This window comes from Spirochaetota bacterium, from assembly GCA_004297825.1.
Taxonomy (GTDB): domain Bacteria; phylum Spirochaetota; class UBA4802; order UBA4802; family UBA5368; genus FW300-bin19.
Window position 1 is genome coordinate 59,292 of record SCSX01000084.1, and the last position, 26,159, is coordinate 85,450.

Genomic DNA, 26,159 nt, shown 5'->3' on the forward strand with positions numbered 1-26,159 from the left:
AAACGATGAAGCATAAAATAGTGACGTACATATGGTTCGACAACGGCGCCGAGGAGGCGGTGAAGTTTTACAAGAAGGTGTTCGGGGACAATTTGAAGGTCGGGGGCACTACACACTATACGACCGAGACCCCGAGCAATAAACCCATAGGAAGCGTATTGACCGTGGAGTTCGAGCTTTTCGGACAGCGGTTCGGGCTGTTGAACGGGGGACCGTATTTCAAGCCGAATGAAGCCGTTTCATTCCTGATAGAATGCGAGGACCAGAAGGAGATCGACAAGTACTGGAACGCGCTGTCTGCCGATCCGGGCTCCGAGATGTGCGGCTGGCTCAAGGACAAGTACGGGGTCTCATGGCAGGTCGCCCCGAAGGCCCTGGAAGCCATGATCGCTTCGAAGGATACGGAAGCCGCGGCGCGGGCCATGAAGGCCCTGCTCGGGATGAAAAAGCTCATCCTCGCGGATTTGGAGAAGGCGTTCAAGGGCCCGGGTCACAGGCTGTCTAAGGCCGGCTGATCCCTGGAGCCACGCGGGCTTAGTCCGCGTAGCCCCTCTCCGTCTCGCGCGCGATGACCATGCGCTGCACCTCGGAGGTGCCCTCGTAGATCGTCGTCACGCGCGCGTCGCGGTAGATGCGCTCGATTTTGTTGTCGCGGATATACCCGTAGCCGCCGAATACCTGGAGCGCCTTGTAGGCGGAGCGGTTCGCCGCTTCCGACGCGAAGAGCTTCGCGATGGACGCCTCGCGCGAAAAGGGGAGCTTCCGGTCCTTCATGGACGCCGCCGACCACGTGAGAAGCCGCGCGGCCTCGCTGTCCACGGAAATGTCCGCGATCATATTCTGGATCGACTGATGGCGGATAATGGCCCTTCCGAACTGCTTGCGCACCTGCGCATACTCGCTCGCCTCGTGCAGCGCCGCCGCGATCATGCCGGTCGCCTGCGAGGCGATGCCGATCCTCCCGCTGTCGAGCGCCCCGAGCGCGGTCTTGAGCCCCATGCCGGGCCCTCCGAGCATGTAGCGCTCCGGAACCTCGCAGTCCTCCAGAATGAGCTCCACGGTATTCGACGCGAGGAGCCCCATCTTGTGCTCCTCCTTGCCGATCTTCAATCCCTTCGTGCCGGCGGGAATGAGGAACGCCGACGTCCCGTTCCTGTCCGCGGAGGTGCGCGCCATCAGGATGAAAACGCCCGCGTACGCGCCGTTCGTGATGAACATCTTCGTCCCGTTCAGGATGTAGCTCTTGCCTTTCTTAACCGCGGAGGTTTTTAAAGACGAGGGGTCCGATCCTGCCTCCGGCTCGGTGAGCGCGAACGCGCCGACATGTTCGCCGGATGCAAGGGGAACCAGGAACTCCATTTTCTGTTCCTCGGTGCCATAGTTGAGGATGGGATCGGTGCAGAGGTTCGTCACCGAGAGCGTGACGGCCACCGATGCGCAGGAAAAGGCGATCTCCTGGAGCGCGAGGCTGTAGCTCACCGCGCCTGCGGCGGAGCCGCCATACTGCTCCGGGACCATCATGCCGAAAAGCCCGAGCCCCCCGAGCTTCGCGATGATATCTTTCGGGTATTCGCCGCGCAGGTTGTACTCCTGGGCGATCGGCTCGATCTCGCCGCGGGCGAACTCGCGGATCATGTCCCGTATCATTATCTGTTCGTCGGTAAGCGGAAGTTTCATCGTTCTCTCCTATGGCGTGTACAGGGTGACGATGAGTACGGTCTTCGCCTTCCCGGGGTTCCTGAGCGAGTGACGGACGCTGGAATCGAAATGGAGCGTAGTGTCCTTTTTGAGATGGTGCTCCTTCTGCCCCACCTTCACCATGACCTCGCCCTTGAGCACGTAGACGAACTCCTCGCCCTCGTGCTGGTAGCGCTGGCCCGGAAGCTCCGAGCGCGGGGGGATGGTCACGCGAAACGAGCGCAGATGGCCCTTCATCGCGTTAGGCGTGAGCACCTCGTACTCGTAGGCCTGCTCGCGGCTCTTGAAGCCGCGAATCCGGTCCTTCTCGCGCTCCCGGTCCTTGCCAGTGTCCTTTTTCAGGAGTTCGCCCGGGTCTATCGTGAGCGCCCGCGCGATTTTCAGGATATCGCCCACCGGGGCGAAATCGGTGCCGTCCTCGATCCGGGCGAGGTGCGCCTCGGCGAGCCCGGTTTTCGCGGCCAGTTCCCCGATGCTCATCTTGAGCTTGCTGCGCCTGGTCTTGAGCGCGCGCGCAAGCGCGCCTCCGTGCGGTGCGGGTGTTGAATGCATGCGTACCTCCGCGTTTTCTGTTTCAATATGGGTGCGAAAAAAAAGGTGTAAGAATGGGGGAGAGGGGGATGGGATGAGATTGAGGAGATATCAGAATTATTAATAGCTAAGGCGATAGAATGTTTCCCCGGTCGCCGCTTCCCGATTCTTACGAAACGTTTCGCAATAAATTAGTTTGATGGTAAAATTATGCAAGCAATAAACTGATAGGGTTGTCGTGCGGGTTGCCTTGGGAACGGCGGCAGGATACCTTATTCAAGATGACGTCTCGATCAATACCGGGGAATGCGGGAGGGTGCACGATGCGGAACATCACGCCACATCTATGGTTCGACAAGGAGGCCGCGGAGGCGGCCGTGTTTTATTGTTCGGTTTTCTCAAATTCGAGGATTACGGGGATCACTACCATCCACGAGGTCCCGAGCCCCACGGGGGACAGCGATATCGTCTCGTTCGAGCTCAGGGGCCTGCCCTTCATGGCGATCAACGCCGGTCCCCTTTTCACCTTCAACCCCTCGGTGTCGTTTTTGGTGAATTACGACCCGTCGCGGGAACGCGAAGCCTCCGAAAATATCGATGCGGCGTGGGAAATGCTTTTACCGGGCGGGACGGTCCTCATGCCCCTGCAGGAGTACCCGTGGAGCAGGCGATACGGCTGGATAAAGGACAAATACGGGCTTTCCTGGCAGGTGACTCCCACCATCATGGCCGAAATGATGGCGAAGGGCACACCCGAACAGGTCGCCCGCGTCACCAGGGCGTTCCTTCCCATGAAGAAGTTCGATCTGGGCGCGCTGCAGAAGGCGTACGAAGGGCCGTGACCGGCGTTCCCCGTAGAGACGCGATTAATCGCGTCTCTACGGGGAATTCACACCGCGTCTCTACAGGGAATTCACGCCGCGTCCCCACAGGGAATTCACACCGCACGCGTTTCTTTTTTCAAGCGGGCGGTGAACCGCTTGAGGAATTCACGCGCATCGTCCGTCACCACGTAGTCCGATATGCCGTTGATGGGCGCGGAGGCGTCGTTGTTGATCGATACGATTATCTCCGAATCTACAATGGACGCCGTGTGTTGTATCTGGCCCGATATCCCGAATCCCAGGTAGAGCCGCGGGCGTATGGTCTTTCCCGTCTGGCCGATCATGCGCTCCTCGCCGCACCACCGGTTGAATACCGGCACCCGCGTCGCGCCGACCTCGCCGCCCAGGACATCCGCGAGATCGAACAGGCAGTCGAAGCCCTTTTTCGTCCCCAAGCCGCGCCCGCCCGCGACGACGACCGGGGCCTGCTCCAGCGGAACGCGCGGCTTGTCCCAGCGTGTGGGATTTTCCAAATGCGTGATTTTATAGTTAGAGAGATCGTAGTCGAAGGGGACGCGCACGACCTCCGATTTATTGCCGGGGAGCTCTTTCTTGTCAAACACCCCCTGCTGGACGGTCGCCATTTGAGGGCGCGCGTGCGGGCAGATGACGGTCGCGATCGCGTTCCCGCTGTAGGCCGGGCGCTTCATCACGAGGAGCCCCTTCCCGTATTCGTCCGAGTCCATGATCGAGAGCCCCGTGCAGTGCGAGGTGAGCCCGGTGGAGAAGCGCTGCGCGAGACGGGGCGCGAGGTCCGTTCCCGCCTCCGTGGAGGGAAAGAGCATGATCGAAGGGGCGTGGGCGCGGATAAGCCTTTCGATCATGTCGGGGAATATGGCGCCGTCGTAATGCTTAAGGGCGCGGTCGCTCGCGCAAAAGATCGCGTCGGGACCGAACCTTTCGATTACGGGAAGGTACCGCTCGGCGTCGAGCGCGAAGACGAGCGCGCACAGCCGGGACCCGAGCGTATCGGCGAGCGCGCGGCCTATGGTCAACAGCTCGCAGGAGCCCTCCAGCACGCGCTCGTGGTCCTGGATCTCGGCGAACACCCAGACGTCTTTTCCGTTATGTGCCATTGGTTTCAATTTCTCAGTAGATTGTGTTTTTTCAGTTTGTGTATCAGACCCTCGATCTTTTCGTCAAGGGTGCCCGGGAGCGCCTCGCGCCCGCGCGCGTGCGTGAAGAGCTCGGTGCCGATCACCATGGTGGGCGACCCCGCGGCCCCGTACTCGTCAGCGCTCCCGCCGATATCGGACAACCCCATGACGGCGATCTCCCTGCCCGTGCAGTTCTTGAGGTCCGCGAGGCGCGGCGCGCGCACCCGGTTCGCGTTCCTGCCGGCCGATACGAGCAGGGGCAGGGCGACGCGTATCTTCTGGTATTCGTGCCCGTAGAGCCGCTCGACGATCGCGTGCCCGTCCTCGATCCGGATGTCGTGAACCTGCGTGACGTGCGGGATGCCCAAAAATTCAGAGAGCTGGTAGCCCACGTGCGCCGTGTTGCCGTCGATCGCCTCGAAGCCGGTCACGACGACGTCGAACGCGCCGAGCTTCGTAATGGCGCGCGCGAGTATCTTGCTCGTCACGAGCGAATCGGAACCGGCGAAACACGGACCGCTCACGAGCACGCAGCGGTCCACACCCAGGGCGTAGGCCTCCGCGAGCACGTCGGACGCCTGGGGTGGTCCCATGCTTATCGCCGTGACGCTCCCGCCGCACGCGTCGCGGAGGGCGAGCGCCGCCTCGATCGCGTGGAGATCGTCGGGGTTCGTTATGTTCTCCGCGGACGCGCGGTCGAGCACGCCCGTCTTCGGATCGAAGGACGCGCGGTGCGTGTCGGGAACCTGTTTGATGCAGACTATAATTGATAGCATGGTGGCTGTTTTTAAATCTTCGAAAATTCCTTCACGATCGCGTTGCCGATTATGATTTTCATGACCTCGGAGGTGCCTTCGTATATCTGGGTAATCTTCGCGTCGCGGAAGAAGCGTTCCACCGGGAGGTCTTTTACATAGCCGTAGCCGCCAAACACCTGGAGCGCCTCGGTGCACGTGCGCATGGCGACGCCCGACGCGTAGAGCTTGCACATGGCCGATTCCACGGAAAAGGGGAGCCCCTTGTCTTTTAAACATGCGGCGCGGTAGACGAGGAGCCGCGCCGCGTCGAGCTCCGTGCGCATCTCGGCGAGCTTGAATGAAATTCCCTGGAATGAACCGATAGGCCTTCCGAACTGGGCGCGCTCGGTCGCGTAGGTCGCGGCGGCCTCGTACGCCGCCATCCCGATCCCCAGCGCCTGCGCCGCAATACCGATGCGCCCGATGTCGAGCGTCTGCATCGAAATACTGAAACCGTCCTCGACGCGGCCCAGTACGTTTTCTTTCGGGACGCGCACGTTGCTGAAAAAAAGCTCGGAGACCATGTTGCCGCGCATGCCCATCATGTCTTCGATTTTCCCCACCTCGAAGCCGGGCATTGATTTCTCGACTATGAAGATGGCGATGCCGCCCGTCTTCTTTCCGGGGTCCACTGTCGCGCCCACGAGGAAGACCTCGCCGGTGCCGCCGTTGGTGACGAACGCCTTCTGGCCGTTCAGCACGTAGCCGTCCCCGTCGGGAACCGCGGTCGTACGGATGGAAGCGGCGTCGGAGCCCGCCTGCGGCTCGGTGATCGTGAAGCCGCCCAGTTTTTTCCCGCGGGCAAGATCCGGTGCGAGGCGCTCGACCTGTTCCGGCGTTCCGAATTTCAGTATCGGCGCGAGGCATACGGAGTTGTGCACGGTCACGCCCAGGCCCACGGCGGCGCTCACGCGCGAGAGCTCCTCGATTACGATCGCGTAGCTTACCGTGTCGAGGTCCGCGCCGCCGAACCTCTCCGGCGCCTGTATCCCCCACATGTTGAGGCGCCCCATCTCGCGCACGACCTCCGGGGGAAGCGGCTTCGAATCGCGGTCGAGCGTGTTCGCCCATTCGTCGAGCGTCCCGGTCGCGAACTTCCGCACACTCTTGCGGATCATGAGCTGGTGCCTGGCAAGGGTGAAATCCATGACGATAGATATGAAGGAAGCGCGCCCGGGTCTGTCAAGCAATGAATTATTTTTTTGGGGTTGGGGGCCGATGCGCACTACGGCGGGGAAGAGCGCCTGGGGAAGGAGTGATGACGACGAGGAGGACGGGTACCTGGCGGATCGATCATTTTAAAAAAGGGTTGTTTTATTAAGAGCAATATTAAAGTTTTGTACAATGGTGCAATCATAAAATCACATATATAAGAGGTGTTGTCATGAAAACGGCCCATGACTTTTTTCACTCTTACCTGTCCGAAAACATATCAGACGCCGACACCCTTGAGCGGATGCGCAACGTCATCTCCGAATTCTCAACACGCGCCCCAAAAATCATCGTAATGAAATGTATCGACGGCCGGGTCCATGGGAGCAAGGCCAAGGGCTATCCCCCCACCACCGTCCGGTTCGGGCGTACCGACGGCAACAAGGTATCGCTCGATATGAGCAATTTCTGGTACTGGAACCGTATTGACCGGGTCGTCAAGGACGCCCACTTCAATACCCCGGAAACGCCGGCCCTCTTCATAGCCTTCATGCACCATTCACCGAAAGGCCACGGCTGCGCCTCGCATAACAGTGACGATGCAGCGGCCCTTGTATCGGTGGAAGAGCAGGTCGCGGCGGTCCGCAAAACATACAAAGAATCCGAGCTCTACGTCATGGGCGGCGATACCAACACCGACATCATGGCCGAAACGCTCATCTTTCCCGGCAGTTACCGTATCGATACGGAAAACATCATTCAGTACTGCAATTTAAAAAAACCGCGCGACGTGTTCCACGAGGCGTTCCTGAAAAACAAAATCGACGATGTCGCTACCTCAAGAAATGTGGACCACAAGACGCCGGATGATCTGCTTAACGGGATCAATCCGGAGTATTTCACAAACTTCCAGACCTGCCTCAACATGGAAAACTATCTTCTTCGCGAGATTACCACGATGCTCAACAAGGACCGGGGCGATCTCAAGCGGCTCATCCGACCGGACATCCTGGACTATATCTTCGTAACCCTTGATCGGGTCAAAATACCTAAAACGCTCGTCGGCCCCATCCTCTACCAGGTAATATGGAATATCACGTATGCCCTGTACCAGATGAAGCTCGTAGACCACCTCTCGCCGGAAGAGCTGGAACGCCATCTCGATCATGCCGAGGAGCTGGTCTGCTACGGCGACGGGTTCGAGACGCTTCCGCGCAATAAGGCCGTGCTGGTCAAGACCGGACGGGGGGACGACGTCGATGCGCTTAATGTGTCGATGAATGTGCTTACGAAAAACCGCAAGCGTTATCAACAGGACCACAAGCTCCTTGTGCATATAAACATCGAGGTGATGGGCGAGATGATGTCCTGGGACGATTTTAACGATAACGTCGGCTCCCGCATTCTTACCATGCGACGGAACGTGGATTTTGTTTTCGGAAACGACGTGGCGATCCTCACATCGTATTCCTACCGCGATCAGAAGCGTTTTTACCCGGTCAAGATTTCCAAGGACGATGCCCGCATAGTGTACCCCGCGGACGTTATCTCGGAGATCAATTCCTCGCTCAAGTTCAGCAACATTTCGCTTAAGGCCCAGGAGGCCATCTATAAAGCGAGTTTTATCGGTAAACTTTAATGCCTGTTGCCTCATGAATGCGGTTCGGCGGGAAGGGCGACGCACACCTCCCTTCCCGCTGTGTGCCCGGGAGCAGCCGGGGTACGATCGTAGTTACCTTCCCATGAATTTTAAAAGTCCGTTCACCACCGTGAGCGGATGTACTGGACATCCGGGTATGTAGAGATCGATATGGTGTTTATCCAGAAATTCGCGATTGAGCGCCGCCGATCCCTGGAATACGCCGCCGGATATCGCGCAACTCCCTGCGAGAATCACCACCTTCGGGTCCGGTGTGCACATATAGGCATCCTCCAGGGCCGGGGCCATGTTTTCCGAAATTGGTCCTGTGATCAGGATTCCGTCCGCGTGACGCGGAGAGGCTACGAATTCTATCCCAAAGCGTCCCATATCGAAGTTCGGATTGCCGCAGGCATTAAGCTCCCACTCGCACCCATTGCATCCGGCGGCGGATACCTGGCGAAGTTTGAAGGAGGCGCCAAACAGCCGTTTTATCTCCTGCCTCGCTTCGATGGCGCCGGAGAGGTACTCTTCCGCGTTTTTTGCGCCGTCCACCACCAGGTAATCCCTCGACGTTGACGCGATCTTGTGAAAAGTCGAAAACGTGATCGATTTTTCCGGGCACTCCCGCGCGCAGTCGCCGCAGAAGACGCATTTCCCCAGGTCGATCGCAAGCGGCCGCGCCGAAATCGCCCCCACGGGGCAGACCTCACGGCACGCGTCACACCTGCCGCATTTCGATCCATCCACGGCGGGGAGCCCTCTGAAGGGAGGGCGTATCTCGGCCCTGGTCACGTCAGGAATCGCCTGTTCGCCCTGGTTTTTCCTTATTTTCAGCGTATTAATCATGGTGCGCTCCTTACAGGTCGTTGCCGCAATACGAAAGATTGAAGCTCTTATTACAGAGCGGAAAGTCGGAGATGCCATTCCCGCGCAGCGCATAGGCCAGCCCGTACCAGTTCTGCAGGGACGGGTCTTTTATCTTGTATCGGACGATCTTCCCCTTTTTCCCGGTTACGGCGCAGTGTACGATTTCGCCGCGCCATCCTTCCGTCATTGAAACGACCAGGCTGTCGGAGGGAAGTTTGTGAAGCGGCGAGATGAGCGGCTTATCGTCCGGAAGCCCGTCGAGCTGTTCAAAGATGAATTCGATCGATTGTTTTATCTCAATGTAGCGCATATAGGAGCGGGCGAAGACGTCGCCGCTGAGCATAGTGCGCTTGTGAACGGGATAAAACCGATATATGCCAAAGGGATGATCGGCCCGCACGTCGAGTGACACGCCAGAGGCGCGTCCCGCGGGTCCTACAAGGCCCATTTTCGTAGCGGCCTCAAAATCAACCGTACCGGTATGGTCCAGGCGAGAGAGAACGCTCGCCATCTCGAACATCGCCTCACCCATGAGCTCCACGTCCCTGGAAACCTTGGTGAGTTTTTCCTTGAATTCCCTGACGTGATCCGGCTTAAAATCGAAGGCGACGCCGCCCTCGCGCACGAGTCCCCTGCCGAAGCGGCTTCCCGTGAGGCTAAGGAGGGTGTTGATCACCAGGGTGCGGGTTACGCCGAAGACCGCATTACCCAGCAGATAGGCGACGTCGTTCGCGATCGCGCCGAGGTCCCCAATGTGGATGGCCGCGCGCTCCATTTCCAGCGCAATGGCGCGGATCGCCTGCGCCCGCCGGCTTATCTCAACGTTCGACAGCGCTTCAATGGCGTCCGCGTACGCGGTGGCGTGACCGATCACCGTATCTCCCGCGATCGACTCCGCGAGATGGATGCCCGACCGGTCATAACGCTCGACCATGAGGCGTTCCACACCGCGGTGCTGGTAACCGAGCTGTATCTCGAGATGGTGCACGTCCTCACCCTGGCACATGAAACGGAAATGCCCGGGCTCGATCACACCCGCATGCACGGGACCCACGGCTACCTCGTGCACCTCCTCTCCCTTCATGGTGAAGAACGGATAACTCTCCATCGTTTTCTCATGGTCGGCGCGGTCATGCCCGTAGCGCACCCCCTTGAGCCAGGGATGCCCCTCCGGCGTTATGCCCGTGTCCTCGTAGAACTCCCGCTCGAAGATATGGAAACGCGGCGCCTCGGGGGTAATTGCCTGGTAACGGCGTTCCCTGCCCATCGCGCCGGATGATATATAAAGCCGGTTTGCTTCGTCGTCGGCGAGTACCGCGTACACTGTCTCCGTCCTGCCGTTCGGCATTCCAAAGAATGCGACGACCCTTCTGCCCTCGCGGCATCGCCCGACGATCTGGGCGCGAAGTTCGTCCATTGTCATTTCCGGAATGTCGGCCAGCCTTACAGGCCGATTATTTTTCGTATATATCCATTTCATGATTTTACAATCCCCCTGTTAAAGTAACGCCGCGGCTTTCTGGAAAAGGGCCTGCACGAAGAATGGCATGGACACGCCCATGGAGAGCAGAAGCGCAAGGAAGGCGAACTGCGGCAGGTATGAAAGCACCCCCGCGCCGTGCGCCGCCGGGCCGTCGGTGGAGGCGCCAAAGCTCATCCGCAGCACCGCTTTGCCGATTCCTGCCATGTTGATCGTCAGTAAAAGGAGAAAGAGGACCATGTGGACGAACATCCCCGCGTCAAACATCGACTTCGCCGCAAGGAACTCGCTCAGGAATATGGGAAACGGCGGGATGCCCACGATGCCGGCGAAGCAAAGCATCCAGAGCCACCCCGTTGCGGGTTCGGACCGGAGCAGTCCCCGTACGTCCTCGATCTGCTTGGATTTAAAGCGGTGCAGGATATTCCCCGAGGTGAGAAAGAAAGCCGCCTTGGTCAGCGAGTGCGCCGCCAGGTGGAGCATGGCGGCGAAAAGGCCCGCCCCGCCGACCCCGAGGCAAATGGCGATGATCCCCATGTTCTCGATGGAAGAATAGGCGAGCATTCGCTTGTAGTTTTTGATATTGATGATGTATACCGCGGAAACGAAAATCGAGATGAAGCCGATCACGAGCAGAAGGTTGTCTGCATACCATCGCATTCCCGCCAGACTCATGAGCTTGTTAATACGCGCGATACCCAATAATGCCGCATTGAGAAGCGTCCCCGAGAGGAGTGCCGAAACCGGCGAGGGCGACTCCGAGTGTGCGTCGGGCAGCCAGGCGTGCACGGGGGCGAAACCCACCTTGGTGCCGAACCCCACGAGCATTAATGGAAAGGATAGCTTCAGCCAGTAGGGGGTAATATTCCGCGCTCCCGCGTAAAGGTCGTCAAAGAAAAGAGAGCCCGAATCTCCCAGCCCCATCGAAAGGACGATGATGCCGACGAATGCCAGGGCGATTCCGATCGAACAAATAAACAGGTATTTCCAGGTCGCCTCGAGCGAGGCCTCCGAATGGCTGAAATAAATAAGATACGAGCTCGAAAGCGTCGTGGCCTCAACGAAGACCCAGAGGAGCGCGAGGTGCGTGGAAAGAATCACCCCGGTCATGGAGGCGACGAAAACCAGGATATTCGCGGTAAAAAGCGACTGGCTCTTGGCCGGGGCTTCATTGTTTTTCAGGTAGTCGACAAGAAATACCGCCACCCCGAGGAAGACGACGGCCAGGACAAGAAGAAAAAGTACGTTAAGATCGTCGATTCTGAAATACGGGGTGAACGATGCCGGGTTGAAATACAACAAAATAGAGACAGCCATGAATGCCGCCGCATAGGACACCGTCACGATGATATTCAGCGCCTTGTTCCTCACAACGAGAACTACTATAGAAAGCGCTATCGGGAGAAATAGTAAAGTTTCTATCATGGCCTTAATCCTTTAATTTCGCGAGCGTGTTGATGTGGGTGTCGGAGTACGAATCCTGCACTTTATTGATGAATAGCCCGAGCAGGTACACGGCGATAAAGATGTCCAGGAGCACGCCCATCGCGACGATGAAGGGCATTTCGCGCGCAATGGAAAGCGCCAGGAGAAAAATGCCGTTTTCGAGCATCATGTATCCCATTACGTGGGTAATGATTTTTTTGCGCGAGATAATTATGAACAGTCCCGTTACAATAGTGGAGATGGAAATGCCGAAGTAGAAGGGTCTGATATTACTTACCGTCCCCGCGGACCAGTAGGCGATGTAGAAACCGGCAGCGAAAATCGCGGTCGTGATCGCGAGGGATGAATGATTTGTTACATAGGGATCAATCTCGCGGTAGATGCCGTTTTTGCGGATTACATACATGAGAAAGATCGGAATCGCTATGGCCTTGACGACGAGCGTTTCAAATGAAAGGAATATCAGGTTCGGAAGGTTGGTCGTTCCGTAATCGAACAATACCAGGAGAAACAGGATTACCCCCTGTGCCGCTATCGCCTTGACATAGCTTTCAATGCGCGTGGTGACTGAAACGTACAACATGGTGAGTCCGAAAAGTATTATTATGAATTGGATCATTTGATGCCTCCCGCAATAAAAAGCACAACGGTTGAAATGATGATGGCCGAAATCGCGGTCATGAAGAGGAGAAACTGCGGCACATGCGTCATGCGCAACCGCGCTGTGACCGATTCGATGGTACCGATGACGACGGCCAGGAGCGCCTGTACGGCGATCATTAGGCCCAGGGAAGCCCACAGGGGAAAGGCTGCCGGGATTACGAGGTTCGCAATGAGGGCGCCTATGACGACCATCTTCATGCCCGCCGCGTACATGATGAATCCCATGTCGGGGCCGGAATTGTCGAGGACCATCACCTCGTGTATCATAGTGAGTTCAAGGTGGGTATTCGGGTCGTCCACGGGCACGCGGCATCCCTCCGCAAGGAGCATGATGAAAAGTGCGATGATCCCCAGTGGCAATACGAGTATGGCCACATCGCCCCCCTTGGCGATTTCGAATATTCGTTCGAATGACAATCCCCCGGATATGAGGCCCAGCGAGGCGATGATGATGAAAAATGCCGGCTCCACCAGCGCGGCAAAAGTCACCTCGCGGCTTGCCCCCATTCCCTCGAAACTCGAACCGGTATCCAGCGCGCCTACGACGGTAAAGAATCTCCCAATCCCGAGAACATATGCGAAGAGGATAAAATCCGCCTCGAAGGATATGACCGATTTCCCTCCCGCCAGCGGCGCGATGAGCCCAGCCGTAATGACGGCGGCGAACGTTACCGACGGGGCCAGGCGAAAGACGAAGGATGAAGTAGAGCTTATCACTTCACCCTTTTTCATGAGCTTCATGAAGTCCCTGAAAGGCTGCATGATAGACGGGCCCTTCCGCCCTGCCCAGCGGGACTTTATTCGATTTATAAACCCAAGAAATAAAAAGGGCATTATAAGAAGCAATGCTATGTTAATGATCGTTATCATCATTTCAGACCACCATGATCCAGAGAGTAATCGAGATGAGGAATACCAGGCCGTACAGGATGTACTGCTGGGTACTCCCGCTTTGAATCCAGGTAAAGGCATTCATGGACCGTTCGATCATCGAAAGGACGGGGTTGATGATTCCCCGCTCAAAGCGATCCTCCGCGTGGCTTTCAAAACCGGCTTCCCCGGGAAATAGTCCCTGCGGTTTCGTAAAGTGTATCTTCCAGGAAAAGAGCGGGCGGAAAATTCTTAAGAACGGCGCTGCGTAGGAAGAGGCGGTATACTGCATCCGTACGTTTCCGGCCTGGTATCCGCAGTCCCATGTTTTATACGTGTAGACGCTCCGCTTTCTAAGAAGCAGGGCTCTCAAGAAAAAGATTGCGGCGAAGAGGCCTATGAAGACTGCCAGCCCTTTCGAAACGCCTCCGAGGGTTATAAGATAGGGTGATGTGTCCAACGCTTTACCGCCTTCAGGCATAAGCTGCTGCGCCACGAGGGCGACGCCGGACAGGGCGTATTGCGGAAGAACGCCGATCAGGACGATCAGCCCCATCTGGATGGCCATGGCGGCCTTCATCGAAAAAGAAACCTCGACCGGAGCTTCATGATACTCGCTTCGGGGGCTTCCCAGGAATACGACGCCAAAGACCTTGGTGAAGCACAACAACGCCATGGCGCCGATAAACGCAAGGGACGCGAATGAGAAAACCATTGCGATTGAAAGCAGGGTGTTCCCGGCTGTGAGACCTTTCAACATCCCCCAGTAAATAAAAAACTCGCTCACGAAGCCGTTGAATGGCGGGAGCCCGCAAATAGCGATCGAACCCACCAGGAAGGCTGTGGCCGTAAATGCCATGAACTTAACGATGCCGCCCAGCTTTTCGATATCGAGGAGGTGCGTTTTTTGATACACCCCGCCAGTGGCGAAAAAGAGCAGCGACTTGAAAATCGAATGGTTGAGCACGTGCAATATCCCGCCGGAATATCCGAGAAGCGCGAGCGGGACGTTCCCGTAAGCGGTTCCCAGCATGCCCAGTCCGATGCCAATCCCGATGATACCGATGTTTTCAACGCTGTGATAGGCCAGGAGCCGCTTGATGTTGTGCTGGGCGATGGCGTAGGCGACGCCAAGGATGCCCGATATCACCGAAATGATCAGGACGAAATAGGCGATTTCGAAGGCCGGCGTCTGTATCAGAAGCACGGTCCGGAGAATCCCGTATATCCCGGTTTTGATCATAATTCCCGACATGAGGCCGGAAATGTGGCTCGGTGCGGCGGGATGCGCCTTGGGAAGCCAGGTATGAAAGGGGACGAAACCCGCCTTCGTGCCGAAGCCTATGAACAAGAGCACGAAGACCAGGCTCGCCAGCCCGCGGTGCTCCTGGAATACGGTGGTGAATGAAGCAAAATCGAAACTGCCCGATTGAAACGCGGCGGCGAGGAACCCGACCATGAGGAAAAGAACCCCGATATGCATGGCGATCAGGTAGTTGATCGAAGCCTGATACACCTCCTCGCTCTCGTTTTCAAACGCCACGAGAAAGAAAGAAGAAAGCGACATGATCTCCCAGGCGATGAGGAAGGCAACCGCGTTCTGAAGGGCGATTACGGAAAGCATCGAGGCGATAAGGGCGGCAAGGAAGAAGAAGTGCGATGTTGTTCCGTTCTTTTTCCCATAGTACGGCTTCATATACCCGATTGCGTATACCGTTCCCAGGAAGCTGATCCCGGCGATGACAAGGGAAAAAAAAGCTGCGAGCTTATCGATCACCAGTCTTACCGTGCCGGTGGGGTACGAAAGGACATATGCCGCCGTGATCGGACTTTCCTCGAAAAGCGCGTTAAGCGAAACCCATGCGATCAGCGCCGCGCCGCAGCCGGTTCCCAAAGCCACGGCCCAGCTCTTCAGCCGCTCGGGGAGAACCATGGAAACGAGGCCCCCGGCAAGTATAATGCCGATACCGGCTATGAACAGGTCCATCATCTCCATGGCTTACCTCTCCCTCCATTCCTTTTCAGCCCGTTCTATATAGTAGAGAACCACCTCTTTCTTCGGGCGATCCCGAAGCGTTTTCAGAAAATCTTCCTGCTTGCAGAGAAAAGAAATCTTCGACAGGATTTCCAGGTGCCGTTTCGCGTTAGACGAAATAATGATGAAAAGAGCCTGCACCGGCTCGCCGTCCAGGGCCCTGTAGTCGACGGGGTTTTTCAAAAAACATATGGACACGGATTCGTCGTCGATGTCCGATATAATCGGATTGCGCGGATGCGGTAGGGCGATCCCCTTGCCCACGGCGGTCGTCATCATTTCTTCCCGCTGAAGAAGCGACGCGAGCACCGTGTCCTTGTCAATGCTTTTCGGCAGGGGGATCGTATTTACTACGCCGTCGATCACCCCCCGAACCGTTGCTCCCTCGATGCCGTAATGGATATCGCCCCGCTTGATGAGGTCGATAAGGGACACCGGCCTTGTCGTCAGGGTGAGGTCCAGTATCTTTTCGGATACGGCAATGTCGTTTCTCAAGATCCATTCGTTCACTTCCGCCTTGTTAAAGAAGTACTGGTTTTTGATCTTGTACGACGGCATCTTTTTCTCGTTGATCCACTGCAGAATGGTCTTCTCCGGCACGTCGAACAGGTCGACGACGTCCTTCATTTTTAAATCCATCGTGCTCCTCTTCTCGAATCGTTATTGCTTATTTTTAATGATGTCTTTGAATGGAATAATCTTCCGATATTCCTCTTCATTGTTTTTCTTAGCTTCCCAAAGCGAGATGTCCGACTGCATCCCCAGCCAATATTCCACGGTGGTGTCAAAAAACCGCGCGAGCCTGATTGCCGTATCGTGAGTGATGGCCCGTTTTCCCAGGACCACCTCGTTGATACGCACTCTCGTTATTCCCAGGTGGTCGGCGAGATCCTGCTGGGTGATCCCCAGCGGCTCAAGGTATACTGACTTTAATACTTCGCCCGGATGCCGCGGGCGCCGGTCATTGCCGGAATCCTGGTTTTCCCTGTTTTTTTTCATCCACTCCCCGCGCGATCAATTTTGAGCGAGAATGTGCGGACATGTATCGAGCAACGTTGCATATTGCAAGCAAAATATAATGGCCCTCTTAGGGAATAATCCGGCGGAAATGAAACGCAATTAGTGCTTGATGGCCGGCGGGAGCGAATTTATAGTTCGATAAAAGGAGAACGTGGATGCTAGTAAACCTGCGAATACCTGCATCGCTGATGCCTTTTCTTTCCATGATTTTGAGCGGGCGCTTTTTTCTGAAAGATGCCATGAATTCATAAACACCAATGGAGCCTGTCAATGAAAAAAAATGCCGTGGATGCTTCCCTTACCATCGAGGAGAAGGCCCTGCTTTCCGCAATAGTTAAGAACAAGTACGAGGGCGGCAATAATTACCCGCGCGCCGCATGGGTCGAAATAATCTGCCCGGACAGAAAAGGCAAGGCCGTGCTGAGAGGCCTCTGCGAAAAGGGACTGGCTGAGACCGGCATGGGTGGCACGGTGGCGGGCGACTTCTATACCGCCTGCTGGCTGACCGGCGAGGGAGAAGCAGTCTATCGCGGTCTTGAACGTGAAACAGCCGACTAAAAATATCTTGCAGATGAATCAACATCGAATAGAATGCAGATATTCTAACCGGAAAGGAGAATTCAAATGTGGGAAAAAATCAAGGGGGCGATCATTCCCCATCTTGTCGGATTAGCGCTCATGGCGGGGGGATGGTTTATCAGCATCACCTACGTGGGCTTCAGGAGATTTGAATCCGATATACTTTTTACGAACATGACCGGACTGGGATTGCTCATGATAATTGTCGGGGCGTATTTCCCGGATGTATATATCGGTCTCAGGGAGAAGTTCAGGAAATAATGAAAACGTGCTTCACCGCAGCGTTCTGAAACATCGCGTGCCCGGTTCAGCTCCGGGGATGCCCCGCGCCCCGCACTTTACCGCCATCCGCAACACGCTCATACTCATGGTGTTCATCGATGTGGCGGCATTTTCGATCATCTTCCCGATTATTCCGGATCTCATGGAGTATTATCTGACCAGGATATTCGCGGCCGGGGTTGACGATCTCAGGCGGGTAACCGTCGCGGGCATATCGCTTTCCCGCGACGATGTGGCGGTTATCCTGGGGGGCCTCCTCACCTCGATATGGGCGTTCCTCCAGTTTTTTTCCGCCCCGCTCTGGGGACGGCTTTCCGATAAAATCGGCAGGAAAAAAATTCTCATGCTCAGCGCGACCGGCCTTTCCCTCGCCCACGTGCTCTGGGGCTTCGCGACATCGCTGCCGGTTTTCTTCGCGTACCGGATGCTGGGCGGGATCATGGGCGGCCACATCGGCGTCGCCCATGCCGCCATGGCCGATATCACCGAAAAAAAAGACCGCACCCGCTACATGGGGATGCTCGGCGCGGCGGCCGGCTCCGGGATGATAATAGGTCCCGTGATGGGCGGCCTCCTGGGTCACCCCGCCATGCAGGGGGTTATTTCCGATATTCCTTTTTTCCATCCCTTTTCACTCTGCGCATTTGCGAGCGCCCTGCTCTTCGCCGTGAACGCGCTCTTTCTGATCCGCATGCCGGAGACGCGCAAAAATCATCGCATGGACGAGGCCGTGGAATATACGGGGCTCAACCTCCGGCTGGACGTGCCCATTCCCGGCTTCAGGCTCCTTGCGCTTCTTAATTTCATTTATTGCTTTTCGCTGGCGGGCGTGGAACTGCTCCTCCCGTATTTCTACAAGCAGCGGTACGATCTTCCGCCGTCATCGATCGGCATGGTTTTCCTTTTTATCGGCAGCGTGATGGTGGCCGCCCAGATCATGCTGATACCGTTTCTCCTGAGGCACATGTCCGAGAAAACCATGATACTCGCGGGGTTTATGATTATCCCGGTCCCGCTGGCGCTCTGCGTGAATGTTGCGCCCGAAATGGCGTATTCACTGGCGTACATATTTCCGGTCGCGCTCGGCGCATCGGTGATCGGTCCGGCCGTCATGGGGACGACTTCGCACCTGGTGCCGCCCGACAGGCAGGGGCATTCTCTTGGCATTCTCACCTCATACGGCTCGCTGGCATACGCCACCGGTCCGCTGATCACATCCGCCCTTTACGGCGCAACGGGACTTGACAGCGCCGCGATCATTTCTTCCTGCCTGTTTCTTCTGGGCGCGGGGCTCGCGACGAGAATCGGGGGAACGCAAAAATCGTCAACTGCATGACCGGTGGGCGAATCCGCGTTACAGGATGAAATCCGTGGACAGGAAGTTGGACTTCCTGTTGCGCACGATGTCCCGGATGATGTCGTTGTTAAGCTCGCCGCCCTTGGCCGCGACGACAGCCCTGATGGAGAACACCCTCAGCGCGTCCGTCACGGAGAGCGTTCCCTCGGCCGAATCCTTCCTGCCCCCGAAGGGGAACGTGTCCGGGCCCCGCTGGCACTGGCTGTTGATGTTCACGCGGCAGACCTGGTTCACCAGGGGGTCGATAAGCCTCGCCATCGTGTCGCTGTCCCTCCCGAAAATGGAAAGCTGCTGCCCAAAGAACGACCCGATGACGTACTCGATGGGATCTTCGATGTCGTCGAAGGGGACGATGGGCACTACCGGGCCGAATTGCTCCTCGTGGTACACCCGCATCGTTTCGTTTACCGGGTAGAGCGCCGCGGGACGGAAGAGTGTCCCGGCAAAAGTTCCCCCCGCGCCGTTGGCGATCTTTGCGCCTTGTTCGACAGCGTCGGCGACGAGCCCCGCCAGGTAGCCCGTCTTGCCGGGCTCCGGGAGCGGGGTGATCGAGACCCCTTCCTCCCAGGGCATGCCCGCCTTGAGCGAATCCAGCGCCGCGCAGTACCGCTTTAAATAGTCGTCGGCGATATCCCGGTGGACGAAGATGATCTTGAGCGCCGTGCAGCGCTGGCCGTTGAACGAGAGCGAACCGGTGATCGTTTCGCGCACCGCCAGGTCCAGGTCGGCGTCGGGGAGGAGGATCGCGGGATTTTTCGCCCCCATCCCGAGCGCGCACCTGAGACGGTGGGGTTTCGGATGCTGCGTCTTTAAAATATCGGCCACCCGGTGCGAGCCGATAAAGGCGAGCACGTCGATCCTGCCCGATTTCATGAGGGGGGTTACCACCGTGGCGCCGTCGCCGTAGATGACGTTGATAACACCGGGTGGAAACGAATCCCGGAAGGCCGTGAGCAGCGGCTCGTACAGGAGGACGCCGAACCGGGGCGGTTTTAGGATCAGGCTGTTTCCCATGATAAGGGCGGGGATGAGGGTCGTGAACGTCTCGTTGAGCGGATAATTGAAGGGCCCCATGCAGAGCACGACCCCCAGGGGCGCCCGGCGGATCTGGGCGACGATGCCCTCGGTTATGGTGAATCGGGACGATACCCGGTCCAGCTCCTTGAGCGCGTCTATCGTGTCGACGATATAGGCGACGGTCCGGTCGAATTCTTTGGCCGAATCGGCATGGCTTTTGCCGATCTCCCACATGAGGAGCCGTATAACCTCCTCCCTTTTTTCCTTCATCCTGTCCGCGAAGGCCTGGACGCAGCGTATCCGCTCTTCCACCGCCATGGTAGGCCACTGCCCGCGGCCGCTGTTGTACGCGAGGACCGCGGCGTCAAGCGCCTCCATGGATTCCTTCTCCGTGCAGGAGGGGAAGCTGCCGATAACACGCGGCTCGAGCGTCTTTCCGTTTCTCATGCACACTGGGGAACAGACCTCCTCGGCGGGTCCGTTCCAGGGTTTCAGCTCGCCGCCGCACAGGTAGTGCCGCTGGTGGAGCGGGGCGATGTCGTGCTTTTCCGGAACGTCCTCGATTCGGGGAAATAAATCGGCCAGGTCCATGGTATCCTCGTGGTGGTGGAATATGGTGCGCACTTCAAGTAATGAGGGCGGGGAGCGGCAATATCAAGAAAAATTACGCAGGTTACTATATCACCGAACCCCCCAAAATTATTTCCCTTGCTTTCGCCTCTAAATTATCCTATACATGCTTCACTACCATTCTGCAGGGAGGAACAATGAAACGATACCTTGGAGCCTTTGTCGTCGCATGCGCGATCTTTGTATGCGGGGATCTCTTCGCATGGGACAACCACATGATGTTTTCGAAGCTTATCTTCTCCCGCGACACCGGATTAAGCGAGAAGGTCAAGGCCGAAAGCCTCCAGGCGTTCATCGAGGCCGAGAAGAAGAATATCGCCGCGATGCTCGGGGAGGACGAGGCATGGCTGCGTGCCAACCTCGCATCCTACGCCCCGCTGCCCGATTCCCTCGTGTTCAAGGGATCTGCATCCGGTGAGGCCCTGCGCAGGGAATTCTTCCAGGCCCTGCGCATAAATCCCGGGCTTCCCTGCCCGCTGTACCTGCAGCTCATGCCCGGTGAGCGCCACACCCGCGCCGCGCTTCCCCATCGCGCGGTCGCGACCTATGACTTCGATATTCCCAACCCGCCGTTCGAGAAGCTGAACGAGGGGGAGATGCTCGGTTCCGTGGACGTGCTGGCGACCGCCACCGATGAACCGGACTACGGCCTGGACCTGGGCTTATACGAAGACAACAATACCGCGTGGGGAAAAACCTACGGGTTCGGAACCCAGCCCTTCGGGAATCCCGTCTATGCATTCGGGACGCAGGCGCCTTTTCACATGGCGTTTTACCATGAAAACTTCATCATCAACCTGGCGGCCTCGTTCATCAAGCGGGCAAGCGTCGAATACCGGTTCCACGAATTCAGTTCGCTTGCCGCACTGGCGTTCAAGACGGGGCACCCGTATTGGGGATACCGGTTCGCCGGCTGGGCCCTGCACTACGTTCAGGACGCGGCGCAATTGTATCACGCGGTCATGCTTCCCGGCATCTCCACGTACAGGCTCCTCAGGGCCGTCATCCTCAAGGACGACCAGGACAAGAATCTGCTTCTCTCCGAGGTATCCAACAAGCATGTCGTCTACGAGGACTACCAGTACGACGCCATGAAAGCACTTACCGGAAGCGGGGATTTCAAGAACTCGATCCTCGCCGCCCTGACGGACGTGAACCACGACAAGGAGGTTCCGGAATTTTACGAACAGTATATGAGGGATGTCGTGACCGCCGGGGTCGCGGGCAGAAGATCCCGTACCGATACCACCATCGTACGGTCGTTCCCGGCCCGTTACATCTCCGACCCGTCCTATATCTACGCCACCACGGAACCGGGCATCGACCTGTACGCGTTCCTTAAAGCAGCGCCCGAAAAGCAAAAAGAAATGGACGCGGAATTGAGCCTCGTCTTTCGCGACATGGGCTCCTATTCAAGGAAATATATTTCCTGGCTCAAAGCCGGTCGCCCCGCGGGCGGCGCGGGCGGCGGATCGCTGACATGGATGATCGGGGCCGCGGCGGTTCTTGTGCTCCTGGCGGCGTACCTCGTGATGCGCAGGCGGAAGGCCGCGTGAGATCGTACGGCGCCTCCTTCTGTTCGAAGCTACCCGTTACCCACATCATCAAAACCGCCTCCGGAGGCCCCCTAAATCCCCCGGAGGGGGACTTCAGCAACCTGCAGAAAATGCATTTTCCATCCTTGGCAGATGTCGTTGCCCCCCACCGGGGGGTATGGGGGGCGTTTTATTTTACTTGCGGGCAATGGGTAGCTGTTCGAAGGGGGAGGCGCCTGGCCGCATCGACGCCGCTAGGTAAAGTTATCGGACAGGCTGCTTATTAAAGAAGGTATGCCGAAGGAGGGACTTGAACCCTCATGGAGTTGCCCCCGGCGGATTTTGAGTCCGCTGCGTCTACCAGTTTCACCACTTCGGCGTTGGGTGTTTTCTATTCGGGTTGGGGGAGGTCGTCGACCTCGATGTACTTGCCCTTGGCGCGGGCGACGATCTTGCCCATCTCGTTCTCGATCTCCGCGCGATTTTCTATTATACGCTTGTTCTTCTTGACGTACCAGCCCCGGATATAGAGGTTTTCCTTGATGAAGGCCGGCTGGAGATAGCGGATGGTGAGCTCCCCCGTGAGTGTCATGATGTCCATGTACTTGTTCACGGTGATCATGGTCTCGTCCAGGAGCGAGGCTATGACGCCCGCGTGGATGATATTGGGCGGTCCCTCCAGGGTCTGGACGGCCGCATACTCCCCATACGCGGTTTTCGTGTCTTCATCGAATTTGAGTTTGAGCCTGAGGCCGCACTCGTTGTCGGCGCCGCAGCCGAAACATGTCTTATCTTCAAATTCAATCATAGCGCGCATCCTTAAATAATGGACTTTTTTTGTCAAATACTTTTTGACTACCGAGGGGGAGACGCACGGGCCCCGATTGTACGCGGCGCATGCCTTATTTCCCGGCGTTCTTGCTGCCAATCTTGGCGAGCAGCATATCGATCTCTTCCTGGTCGAGCCATTCGTCGACATGCGTGGGCTTGTTCCCGGTCACCATCAGGAACATCTCCATGGCCATGATGAGGTCTTCCTTCGTGAGGACCCCCGTCGTGACCAGGATCTCGCCGATAAGCCGCTCCGGGTTGTCTTTCTGCAATGCAAGCGCCTCGTCCAGCTGTCCCCTGGAGATGAGTCCGTTCTCCATGAGGAATTCGCCCACCCTGACGTCTTTATGCTGCCCGTTAGTTTCCATGGAACGCTCCGGTTGATCGTGTCCGGGACCGAGTTGCGTGACGCGCATGCACCGGCGCATGGCTGAGACCATAGACGCCGGCGGCTCCTGCTCACACAGACTGAAGTATATTCAGTCAATTTTCGAAAGTCAAGTTTAAAAATTATTGACTGATAACACATTATGGTCATATTTACACGAGGCTGTGAAGCGCGCATTTTCCCGGATTCGTGCGCGGGACAGGCCGGCAGGGGATATGAAGAATCGCATTCCAGGCTTACAACGTATGGCGCCGATGCTCGTGCTCGCGTGCGCTCTGCTCGCAGCAGGCGCGCATGCGGCGAGGGTGGAGCCCGCGTACGTGGGCACGCCGCGCTGCAAGGTCTGCCACGATTCCGAAAACATAGGAAACCAGTACCGCATCTGGGCGCTCTCCCCGCATTCGAAGGCCTACCAGATACTCGCCGGGGAGCGGGGCAAGGCGGTGGCGGCGCGGAACGGGGTCGAAAACGCGCAGGAAAACGCGGCCTGCCTCAAGTGCCACACGACGGGAGGCGGCGAGAGCGGGAAGACCATCCCCGAGGGCGTGGGCTGCGAGGCCTGCCACGGTCCCGGGAGCCTCTACAAGGATTTTTCGAGCCACGCGACCATGGGAAGCGGTGAGCGGCCCTACCAGAAGTCCGTGTACAGAAGGGCGATCGCGCTGGGAATGAAGCCCGTGCTGGGACCCGACGCGGTGAAGGCGCGCGAGAAGCTCTGCACCGCGTGCCATTCGATCGAGCGCCCCTGCGCCCCCGAGGACGGCGAGCTGCGCAAGCGCCAGCAACTCCCCCTGCAGGCCATCGCCGACATCCCGTTCAGCCACCCCGTCCGCAGGTAGGCTTTTTCTCCTGGTCGATCCCCATCCAGCGCAGGCCTTGGGCTCTCAGGAGCAGGGCCTGCAATTCCCGGTTAATGTCGCATAACGGAAGATAAGCCTCGTCGGACATCGCGTTTTCCATGGAGAACGCGTCCATCCCCATGGTATGGTATATCCGCGCGAGCGGCTCGCGCACGAGGTGGATGTTGCCGGTGAACTCGATCTCGCGGTTGAGGCGGTCGACGAGCACGAAGAGCTGCTTGCGGAAAAGCAGGTTCGCGAGGTATCCCAGTATCTCGCGAGGGGACATGACCGCGCGCGCGATCCGGTTGAGGCCCGATATCAGCTCGTGCACGTACAGGCCCTCGCGCATGTCCTTGTACGGGTAGAAGGGGACGCGTTTCGCGTCCCCGCCCGCGAGCGCCCTGCGGATGAACGATGCGAGGTCGAGGCCCGGCGCCCCCATACTCAACAGCACGCCCTGGAAATCCCGACCCTGGATGCGGGCGAAAAGATCATCGGCCCCCGCGCACACGACGGCCTCGCAGCCGAAGCGTTCGATCACCTCCGTGAGCACCCGTGCGAAGCAGGGGTCCGGTTCCAGGATCGCGAACGAGCCGCAGGCAGCGCCGGGTTTTTCTGCGATCGCGGCGAGAATATCGGCGAGGTTGGCGTCGGGTTGGGGACGCAGGAGGTCGGCGATGCCGTTCCGGAGCATGAACGCGCACAGGTCGTCGGCGGGAAGCGGGGAAAGGAGCACGGTCCGCGCCCCCGCTTCCCTCAAACGGCTTGCCGTGTCCTTGTGGGTGCCGGTCTCTTCCCGCATCTCGAAGAGCGCGAGAGAACCGGCGGGTAGCTCTCCGGGAACGGACGGCAGGTCGCCCGGCGCGGGGTCGAGCGCGGACACGGAGAAGCCCGCGCGGGAGAGGCGATCGCCCAGCGCGGGGTTGTTCCGGGTTATGAGCAGGATGTCTCTCATGTGCGGTACGCGCGCGCGCGAAGGATGTGAATTCGAAGCGATCCGCGGCGCCGGGTTTGCGTGCACCACGGGGGTGACTGCGCGGTGACGCCCTGCAATCCCCGAATGTGCGGCGGGCGTTTCACTTCCGGCAGACCCGCGCATCGGCGCCCGATATTTTTAAAATCACGTTCGATAACCGCGCGTTCCGGCAGTGCGGGAGAAGCGAGTGAAAAAACACGGCCTTATGCGGGTTATTCTCAACCACGATCCGGTCCCCTGCGCCGGTCACCGCGAAGGAAAAAACGCTCGGCATGGTGAATGATAGCATGGATGCGGTTCCTTTTTTTATTTTTCCGGGATGATCCACGTATCTATAGAGAGGAAAGCGCTATGTCAATGAGAAAATCGACCGGGCATCGAGGCTGCATGGCACGGTTTTCGAATTGACTTTCGCCGCGACATGCGTCCTCATGAGCGGCAGCACTACAGTGGAGGTTTATTCGTGGACAGCGTTAAAAAATATCTTTTCGTCGAGAAGCTTCTTCCCCGCGTCTCCCAGGCGGGATTTTTCATCACGGCGTTCGCCTGGTTCATGCGCGCAAGCGCCGTACTCACGGGCCTGGGCGTTCTCGCGGTGTGGGTTTTGCTCTGGGCCCGTATCGGGGACCTCGACTGGCTGGGGATTATCGGCGGCGTGCTGGGGCAGATACTCATCCTGGTGTTCGGGTATACGGCCGTGCACATCCAGCTCCTGCGCGCGCGGGACGTCGCGGCGCTCCCGCACGCGGCGGATTACCGGGTGATACCCATCGTCGTCATCTTCATGAAAACCTGCGGGGAGGTGCTGGCCGCCTTCTTTTTAATCGGAGGAATGGTCCTGGGAATCTTCGTATGGTGCGCGGGAATGATCCCGGCGCGCCTGCCGGGATTCGGGTATTCCGGCACCGGGGCGATGGGTGGTTTCATGTTCATACTGGTGGGCGTGGTCCAGGGTTTCCTGGTGCTGTTCTTCGCGCACTTCATCGCGGAGCAGACCGGTGTGTTCGTCGATATAGCGCGGAATACGAGGAAGGAGGACCGGCCATGACGGGAGCGGGCAGGCTGGGATCATTCGCGCTCAACTCGCTCGACAGCGCCCTCACCGCGCTCTCGGGCGCGGCGGGGGGACTCCTGCTCGTTCAGTTCCCCCAGTTCCTCGCACAGTACCTGCAGCGGCTGGGCGGCCATATCGACGAGGCGACCCTCTCTGCCGCGAAATTCAAGCTTCCCGAGCTCGCCGCCCGGGCCCAGGAGCTCAAGGCCGGGCTCGACGCGATATCGGACGCCCCGGTCTTATGGAAGCTTGCGTCTTTCATTTATCACGCCCAATGGGATATCGCGAAGGCAGCGTACAAGAATTTTACGCCCGGCATGACCTTCAACGACGCGGGCCTGCTCTACTTTCTGTGCGGCCTGGCCGCGGGGCTGGTCCTGTACGGCGCGCTCAAGGCGCTCGGGAAAAAAATGCTGGCGCCGGTATTCACCGGAAAAACGGCACGGGCGCGGGGCGCCGATTAGCCGGGTTTCCGGTATGTGCGCT

Annotated in this window: 27 protein-coding genes and 1 tRNA gene; 9 read left to right on the top strand and 19 right to left on the bottom strand. The window is 58.0% G+C overall.

Annotated features, from left to right (window positions below; translation table 11 throughout):
- Positions 1–5 precede the first annotated feature (5 nt).
- Positions 6–515, top strand: a complete 510-nt coding sequence (locus EPN93_18690; protein ID TAL31052.1) for a VOC family protein — start codon at positions 6–8, stop codon at positions 513–515.
- Between the two features lie 19 nt (positions 516–534).
- Here EPN93_18690 and EPN93_18695 read toward each other — a convergent pair whose 3' ends face one another.
- The gene (locus tag EPN93_18695; GenBank protein ID TAL31053.1) at positions 535–1,677 is read right to left on the bottom strand and encodes an acyl-CoA dehydrogenase; all 1,143 of its coding nucleotides are present in this window, start codon (positions 1,675–1,677) and stop codon (positions 535–537) included.
- 9 nt (positions 1,678–1,686) lie between these two features.
- Complete coding sequence (locus tag EPN93_18700; GenBank protein ID TAL31054.1) at positions 1,687–2,250, bottom strand: XRE family transcriptional regulator; 564 nt, start codon at positions 2,248–2,250, stop codon at positions 1,687–1,689.
- A gap of 302 nt (positions 2,251–2,552) precedes the next feature.
- On the opposite strand from EPN93_18700, the gene EPN93_18705 reads away from it, so the two are divergent.
- A complete protein-coding gene (locus EPN93_18705) occupies positions 2,553–3,071 on the top strand; it encodes a hypothetical protein (protein TAL31055.1) in 519 nt (172 codons plus the stop codon).
- A gap of 95 nt (positions 3,072–3,166) precedes the next feature.
- Here the strand turns inward: EPN93_18705 and EPN93_18710 are convergent, their stop codons facing one another.
- From EPN93_18710 to EPN93_18720, 3 genes are read right to left on the bottom strand one after another with little or no spacing between them, the layout of a single operon-like run.
- On the bottom strand, positions 3,167–4,189 hold the full coding sequence (locus EPN93_18710) for an electron transfer flavoprotein subunit alpha/FixB family protein (GenBank protein TAL31056.1): 1,023 nt from the start codon (positions 4,187–4,189) through the stop codon (positions 3,167–3,169).
- Positions 4,190–4,194: 5 nt separating this feature from the next.
- A complete protein-coding gene (locus EPN93_18715) occupies positions 4,195–4,986 on the bottom strand; it encodes an electron transfer flavoprotein beta subunit/FixA family protein (GenBank protein TAL31057.1) in 792 nt (263 codons plus the stop codon).
- An 11-nt stretch (positions 4,987–4,997) separates the two neighbouring features.
- Positions 4,998–6,155 (bottom strand): acyl-CoA dehydrogenase, encoded by a 1,158-nt coding sequence (locus EPN93_18720; GenBank protein TAL31101.1) that lies wholly within the window; start codon positions 6,153–6,155, stop codon positions 4,998–5,000.
- 236 nt (positions 6,156–6,391) lie between these two features.
- Here EPN93_18720 and EPN93_18725 point away from each other — a divergent pair, with 236 nt between their 5' ends.
- On the top strand, positions 6,392–7,798 hold the full coding sequence (locus EPN93_18725; protein TAL31058.1) for a hypothetical protein: 1,407 nt from the start codon (positions 6,392–6,394) through the stop codon (positions 7,796–7,798).
- A gap of 93 nt (positions 7,799–7,891) precedes the next feature.
- Here EPN93_18725 and EPN93_18730 read toward each other — a convergent pair whose 3' ends face one another.
- The 8 genes from EPN93_18730 to higA are packed head-to-tail and all read right to left on the bottom strand — an operon-like array spanning position 7,892 to position 16,161.
- Positions 7,892–8,647, bottom strand: coding sequence for a 4Fe-4S dicluster domain-containing protein (locus EPN93_18730; protein TAL31059.1), 756 nt, complete (start codon positions 8,645–8,647; stop codon positions 7,892–7,894).
- Between the two features lie 10 nt (positions 8,648–8,657).
- Entirely contained in the window at positions 8,658–10,148 is a 1,491-nt protein-coding gene (locus EPN93_18735) for a hydrogenase (GenBank protein TAL31060.1), read from the bottom strand.
- A gap of 18 nt (positions 10,149–10,166) precedes the next feature.
- Positions 10,167–11,573: a hypothetical protein gene (locus EPN93_18740; protein TAL31061.1), complete on the bottom strand. Its 1,407-nt coding sequence runs from the start codon at positions 11,571–11,573 to the stop codon at positions 10,167–10,169.
- Between the two features lie 4 nt (positions 11,574–11,577).
- Positions 11,578–12,213, bottom strand: a complete 636-nt coding sequence (locus EPN93_18745) for a hypothetical protein (protein TAL31062.1) — start codon at positions 12,211–12,213, stop codon at positions 11,578–11,580.
- Complete coding sequence (locus EPN93_18750) at positions 12,210–13,130, bottom strand: hydrogenase (GenBank protein TAL31063.1); 921 nt, start codon at positions 13,128–13,130, stop codon at positions 12,210–12,212. Before EPN93_18750 ends, EPN93_18745 begins: the two co-directional genes overlap by 4 nt.
- Position 13,131: 1 nt before the next feature.
- Entirely contained in the window at positions 13,132–15,123 is a 1,992-nt protein-coding gene (locus EPN93_18755; protein TAL31064.1) for a hydrogenase, read from the bottom strand.
- 3 nt (positions 15,124–15,126) lie between these two features.
- Positions 15,127–15,801: a helix-turn-helix domain-containing protein gene (locus EPN93_18760; protein TAL31065.1), complete on the bottom strand. Its 675-nt coding sequence runs from the start codon at positions 15,799–15,801 to the stop codon at positions 15,127–15,129.
- A 21-nt stretch (positions 15,802–15,822) separates the two neighbouring features.
- Positions 15,823–16,161 (bottom strand): addiction module antidote protein, HigA family, encoded by a 339-nt coding sequence (gene higA, locus EPN93_18765; GenBank protein TAL31066.1) that lies wholly within the window; start codon positions 16,159–16,161, stop codon positions 15,823–15,825.
- Positions 16,162–16,452: 291 nt separating this feature from the next.
- On the opposite strand from higA, the gene EPN93_18770 reads away from it, so the two are divergent.
- The 3 genes from EPN93_18770 (at position 16,453) to EPN93_18780 (ending at position 18,379) form a co-directional block, all read left to right on the top strand.
- On the top strand, positions 16,453–16,740 hold the full coding sequence (locus tag EPN93_18770; protein TAL31067.1) for a hypothetical protein: 288 nt from the start codon (positions 16,453–16,455) through the stop codon (positions 16,738–16,740).
- Between the two features lie 66 nt (positions 16,741–16,806).
- Positions 16,807–17,022, top strand: a complete 216-nt coding sequence (locus EPN93_18775) for a hypothetical protein (GenBank protein ID TAL31068.1) — start codon at positions 16,807–16,809, stop codon at positions 17,020–17,022.
- The gene (locus EPN93_18780) at positions 16,985–18,379 is read left to right on the top strand and encodes an MFS transporter (protein ID TAL31069.1); all 1,395 of its coding nucleotides are present in this window, start codon (positions 16,985–16,987) and stop codon (positions 18,377–18,379) included. The genes EPN93_18775 and EPN93_18780 overlap by 38 nt, the downstream gene beginning before the upstream one ends.
- An 18-nt stretch (positions 18,380–18,397) precedes the next feature.
- On the opposite strand, the gene EPN93_18785 is transcribed toward EPN93_18780, so the two are convergent.
- A complete protein-coding gene (locus tag EPN93_18785) occupies positions 18,398–20,008 on the bottom strand; it encodes an NADP-dependent glyceraldehyde-3-phosphate dehydrogenase (protein TAL31102.1) in 1,611 nt (536 codons plus the stop codon).
- A 176-nt stretch (positions 20,009–20,184) separates the two neighbouring features.
- Between EPN93_18785 and EPN93_18790 the strand changes: the two genes are divergently transcribed.
- The gene (locus EPN93_18790) at positions 20,185–21,603 is read left to right on the top strand and encodes a hypothetical protein (protein TAL31070.1); all 1,419 of its coding nucleotides are present in this window, start codon (positions 20,185–20,187) and stop codon (positions 21,601–21,603) included.
- Between the two features lie 274 nt (positions 21,604–21,877).
- Here EPN93_18790 and EPN93_18795 read toward each other — a convergent pair.
- The 3 genes from EPN93_18795 to EPN93_18805 all read right to left on the bottom strand — a co-directional run bounded on the left by EPN93_18795 (position 21,878) and on the right by EPN93_18805 (position 22,781).
- A tRNA-Leu gene (locus EPN93_18795) sits at positions 21,878–21,961 on the bottom strand.
- A 12-nt stretch (positions 21,962–21,973) separates the two neighbouring features.
- On the bottom strand, positions 21,974–22,399 hold the full coding sequence (locus tag EPN93_18800; GenBank protein TAL31071.1) for a PaaI family thioesterase: 426 nt from the start codon (positions 22,397–22,399) through the stop codon (positions 21,974–21,976).
- An 85-nt stretch (positions 22,400–22,484) separates the two neighbouring features.
- The gene (locus tag EPN93_18805; protein ID TAL31072.1) at positions 22,485–22,781 is read right to left on the bottom strand and encodes a hypothetical protein; all 297 of its coding nucleotides are present in this window, start codon (positions 22,779–22,781) and stop codon (positions 22,485–22,487) included.
- A gap of 235 nt (positions 22,782–23,016) precedes the next feature.
- On the opposite strand from EPN93_18805, the gene EPN93_18810 reads away from it, so the two are divergent.
- Positions 23,017–23,640 (top strand): hypothetical protein, encoded by a 624-nt coding sequence (locus EPN93_18810; protein TAL31073.1) that lies wholly within the window; start codon positions 23,017–23,019, stop codon positions 23,638–23,640.
- Here EPN93_18810 and EPN93_18815 read toward each other — a convergent pair.
- Both EPN93_18815 and EPN93_18820 read right to left on the bottom strand, forming a co-directional pair.
- Entirely contained in the window at positions 23,618–24,598 is a 981-nt protein-coding gene (locus tag EPN93_18815; GenBank protein ID TAL31074.1) for a hypothetical protein, read from the bottom strand. The two genes, EPN93_18810 and EPN93_18815, sit on opposite strands and share 23 nt — an antisense overlap.
- Before the next feature lie 121 nt (positions 24,599–24,719).
- Positions 24,720–24,908, bottom strand: a complete 189-nt coding sequence (locus EPN93_18820; protein TAL31075.1) for a hypothetical protein — start codon at positions 24,906–24,908, stop codon at positions 24,720–24,722.
- A gap of 563 nt (positions 24,909–25,471) precedes the next feature.
- On the opposite strand from EPN93_18820, the gene EPN93_18825 reads away from it, so the two are divergent.
- On the top strand, positions 25,472–26,137 hold the full coding sequence (locus tag EPN93_18825) for a DUF2937 family protein (protein ID TAL31076.1): 666 nt from the start codon (positions 25,472–25,474) through the stop codon (positions 26,135–26,137).
- Positions 26,138–26,159 lie beyond the last annotated feature (22 nt).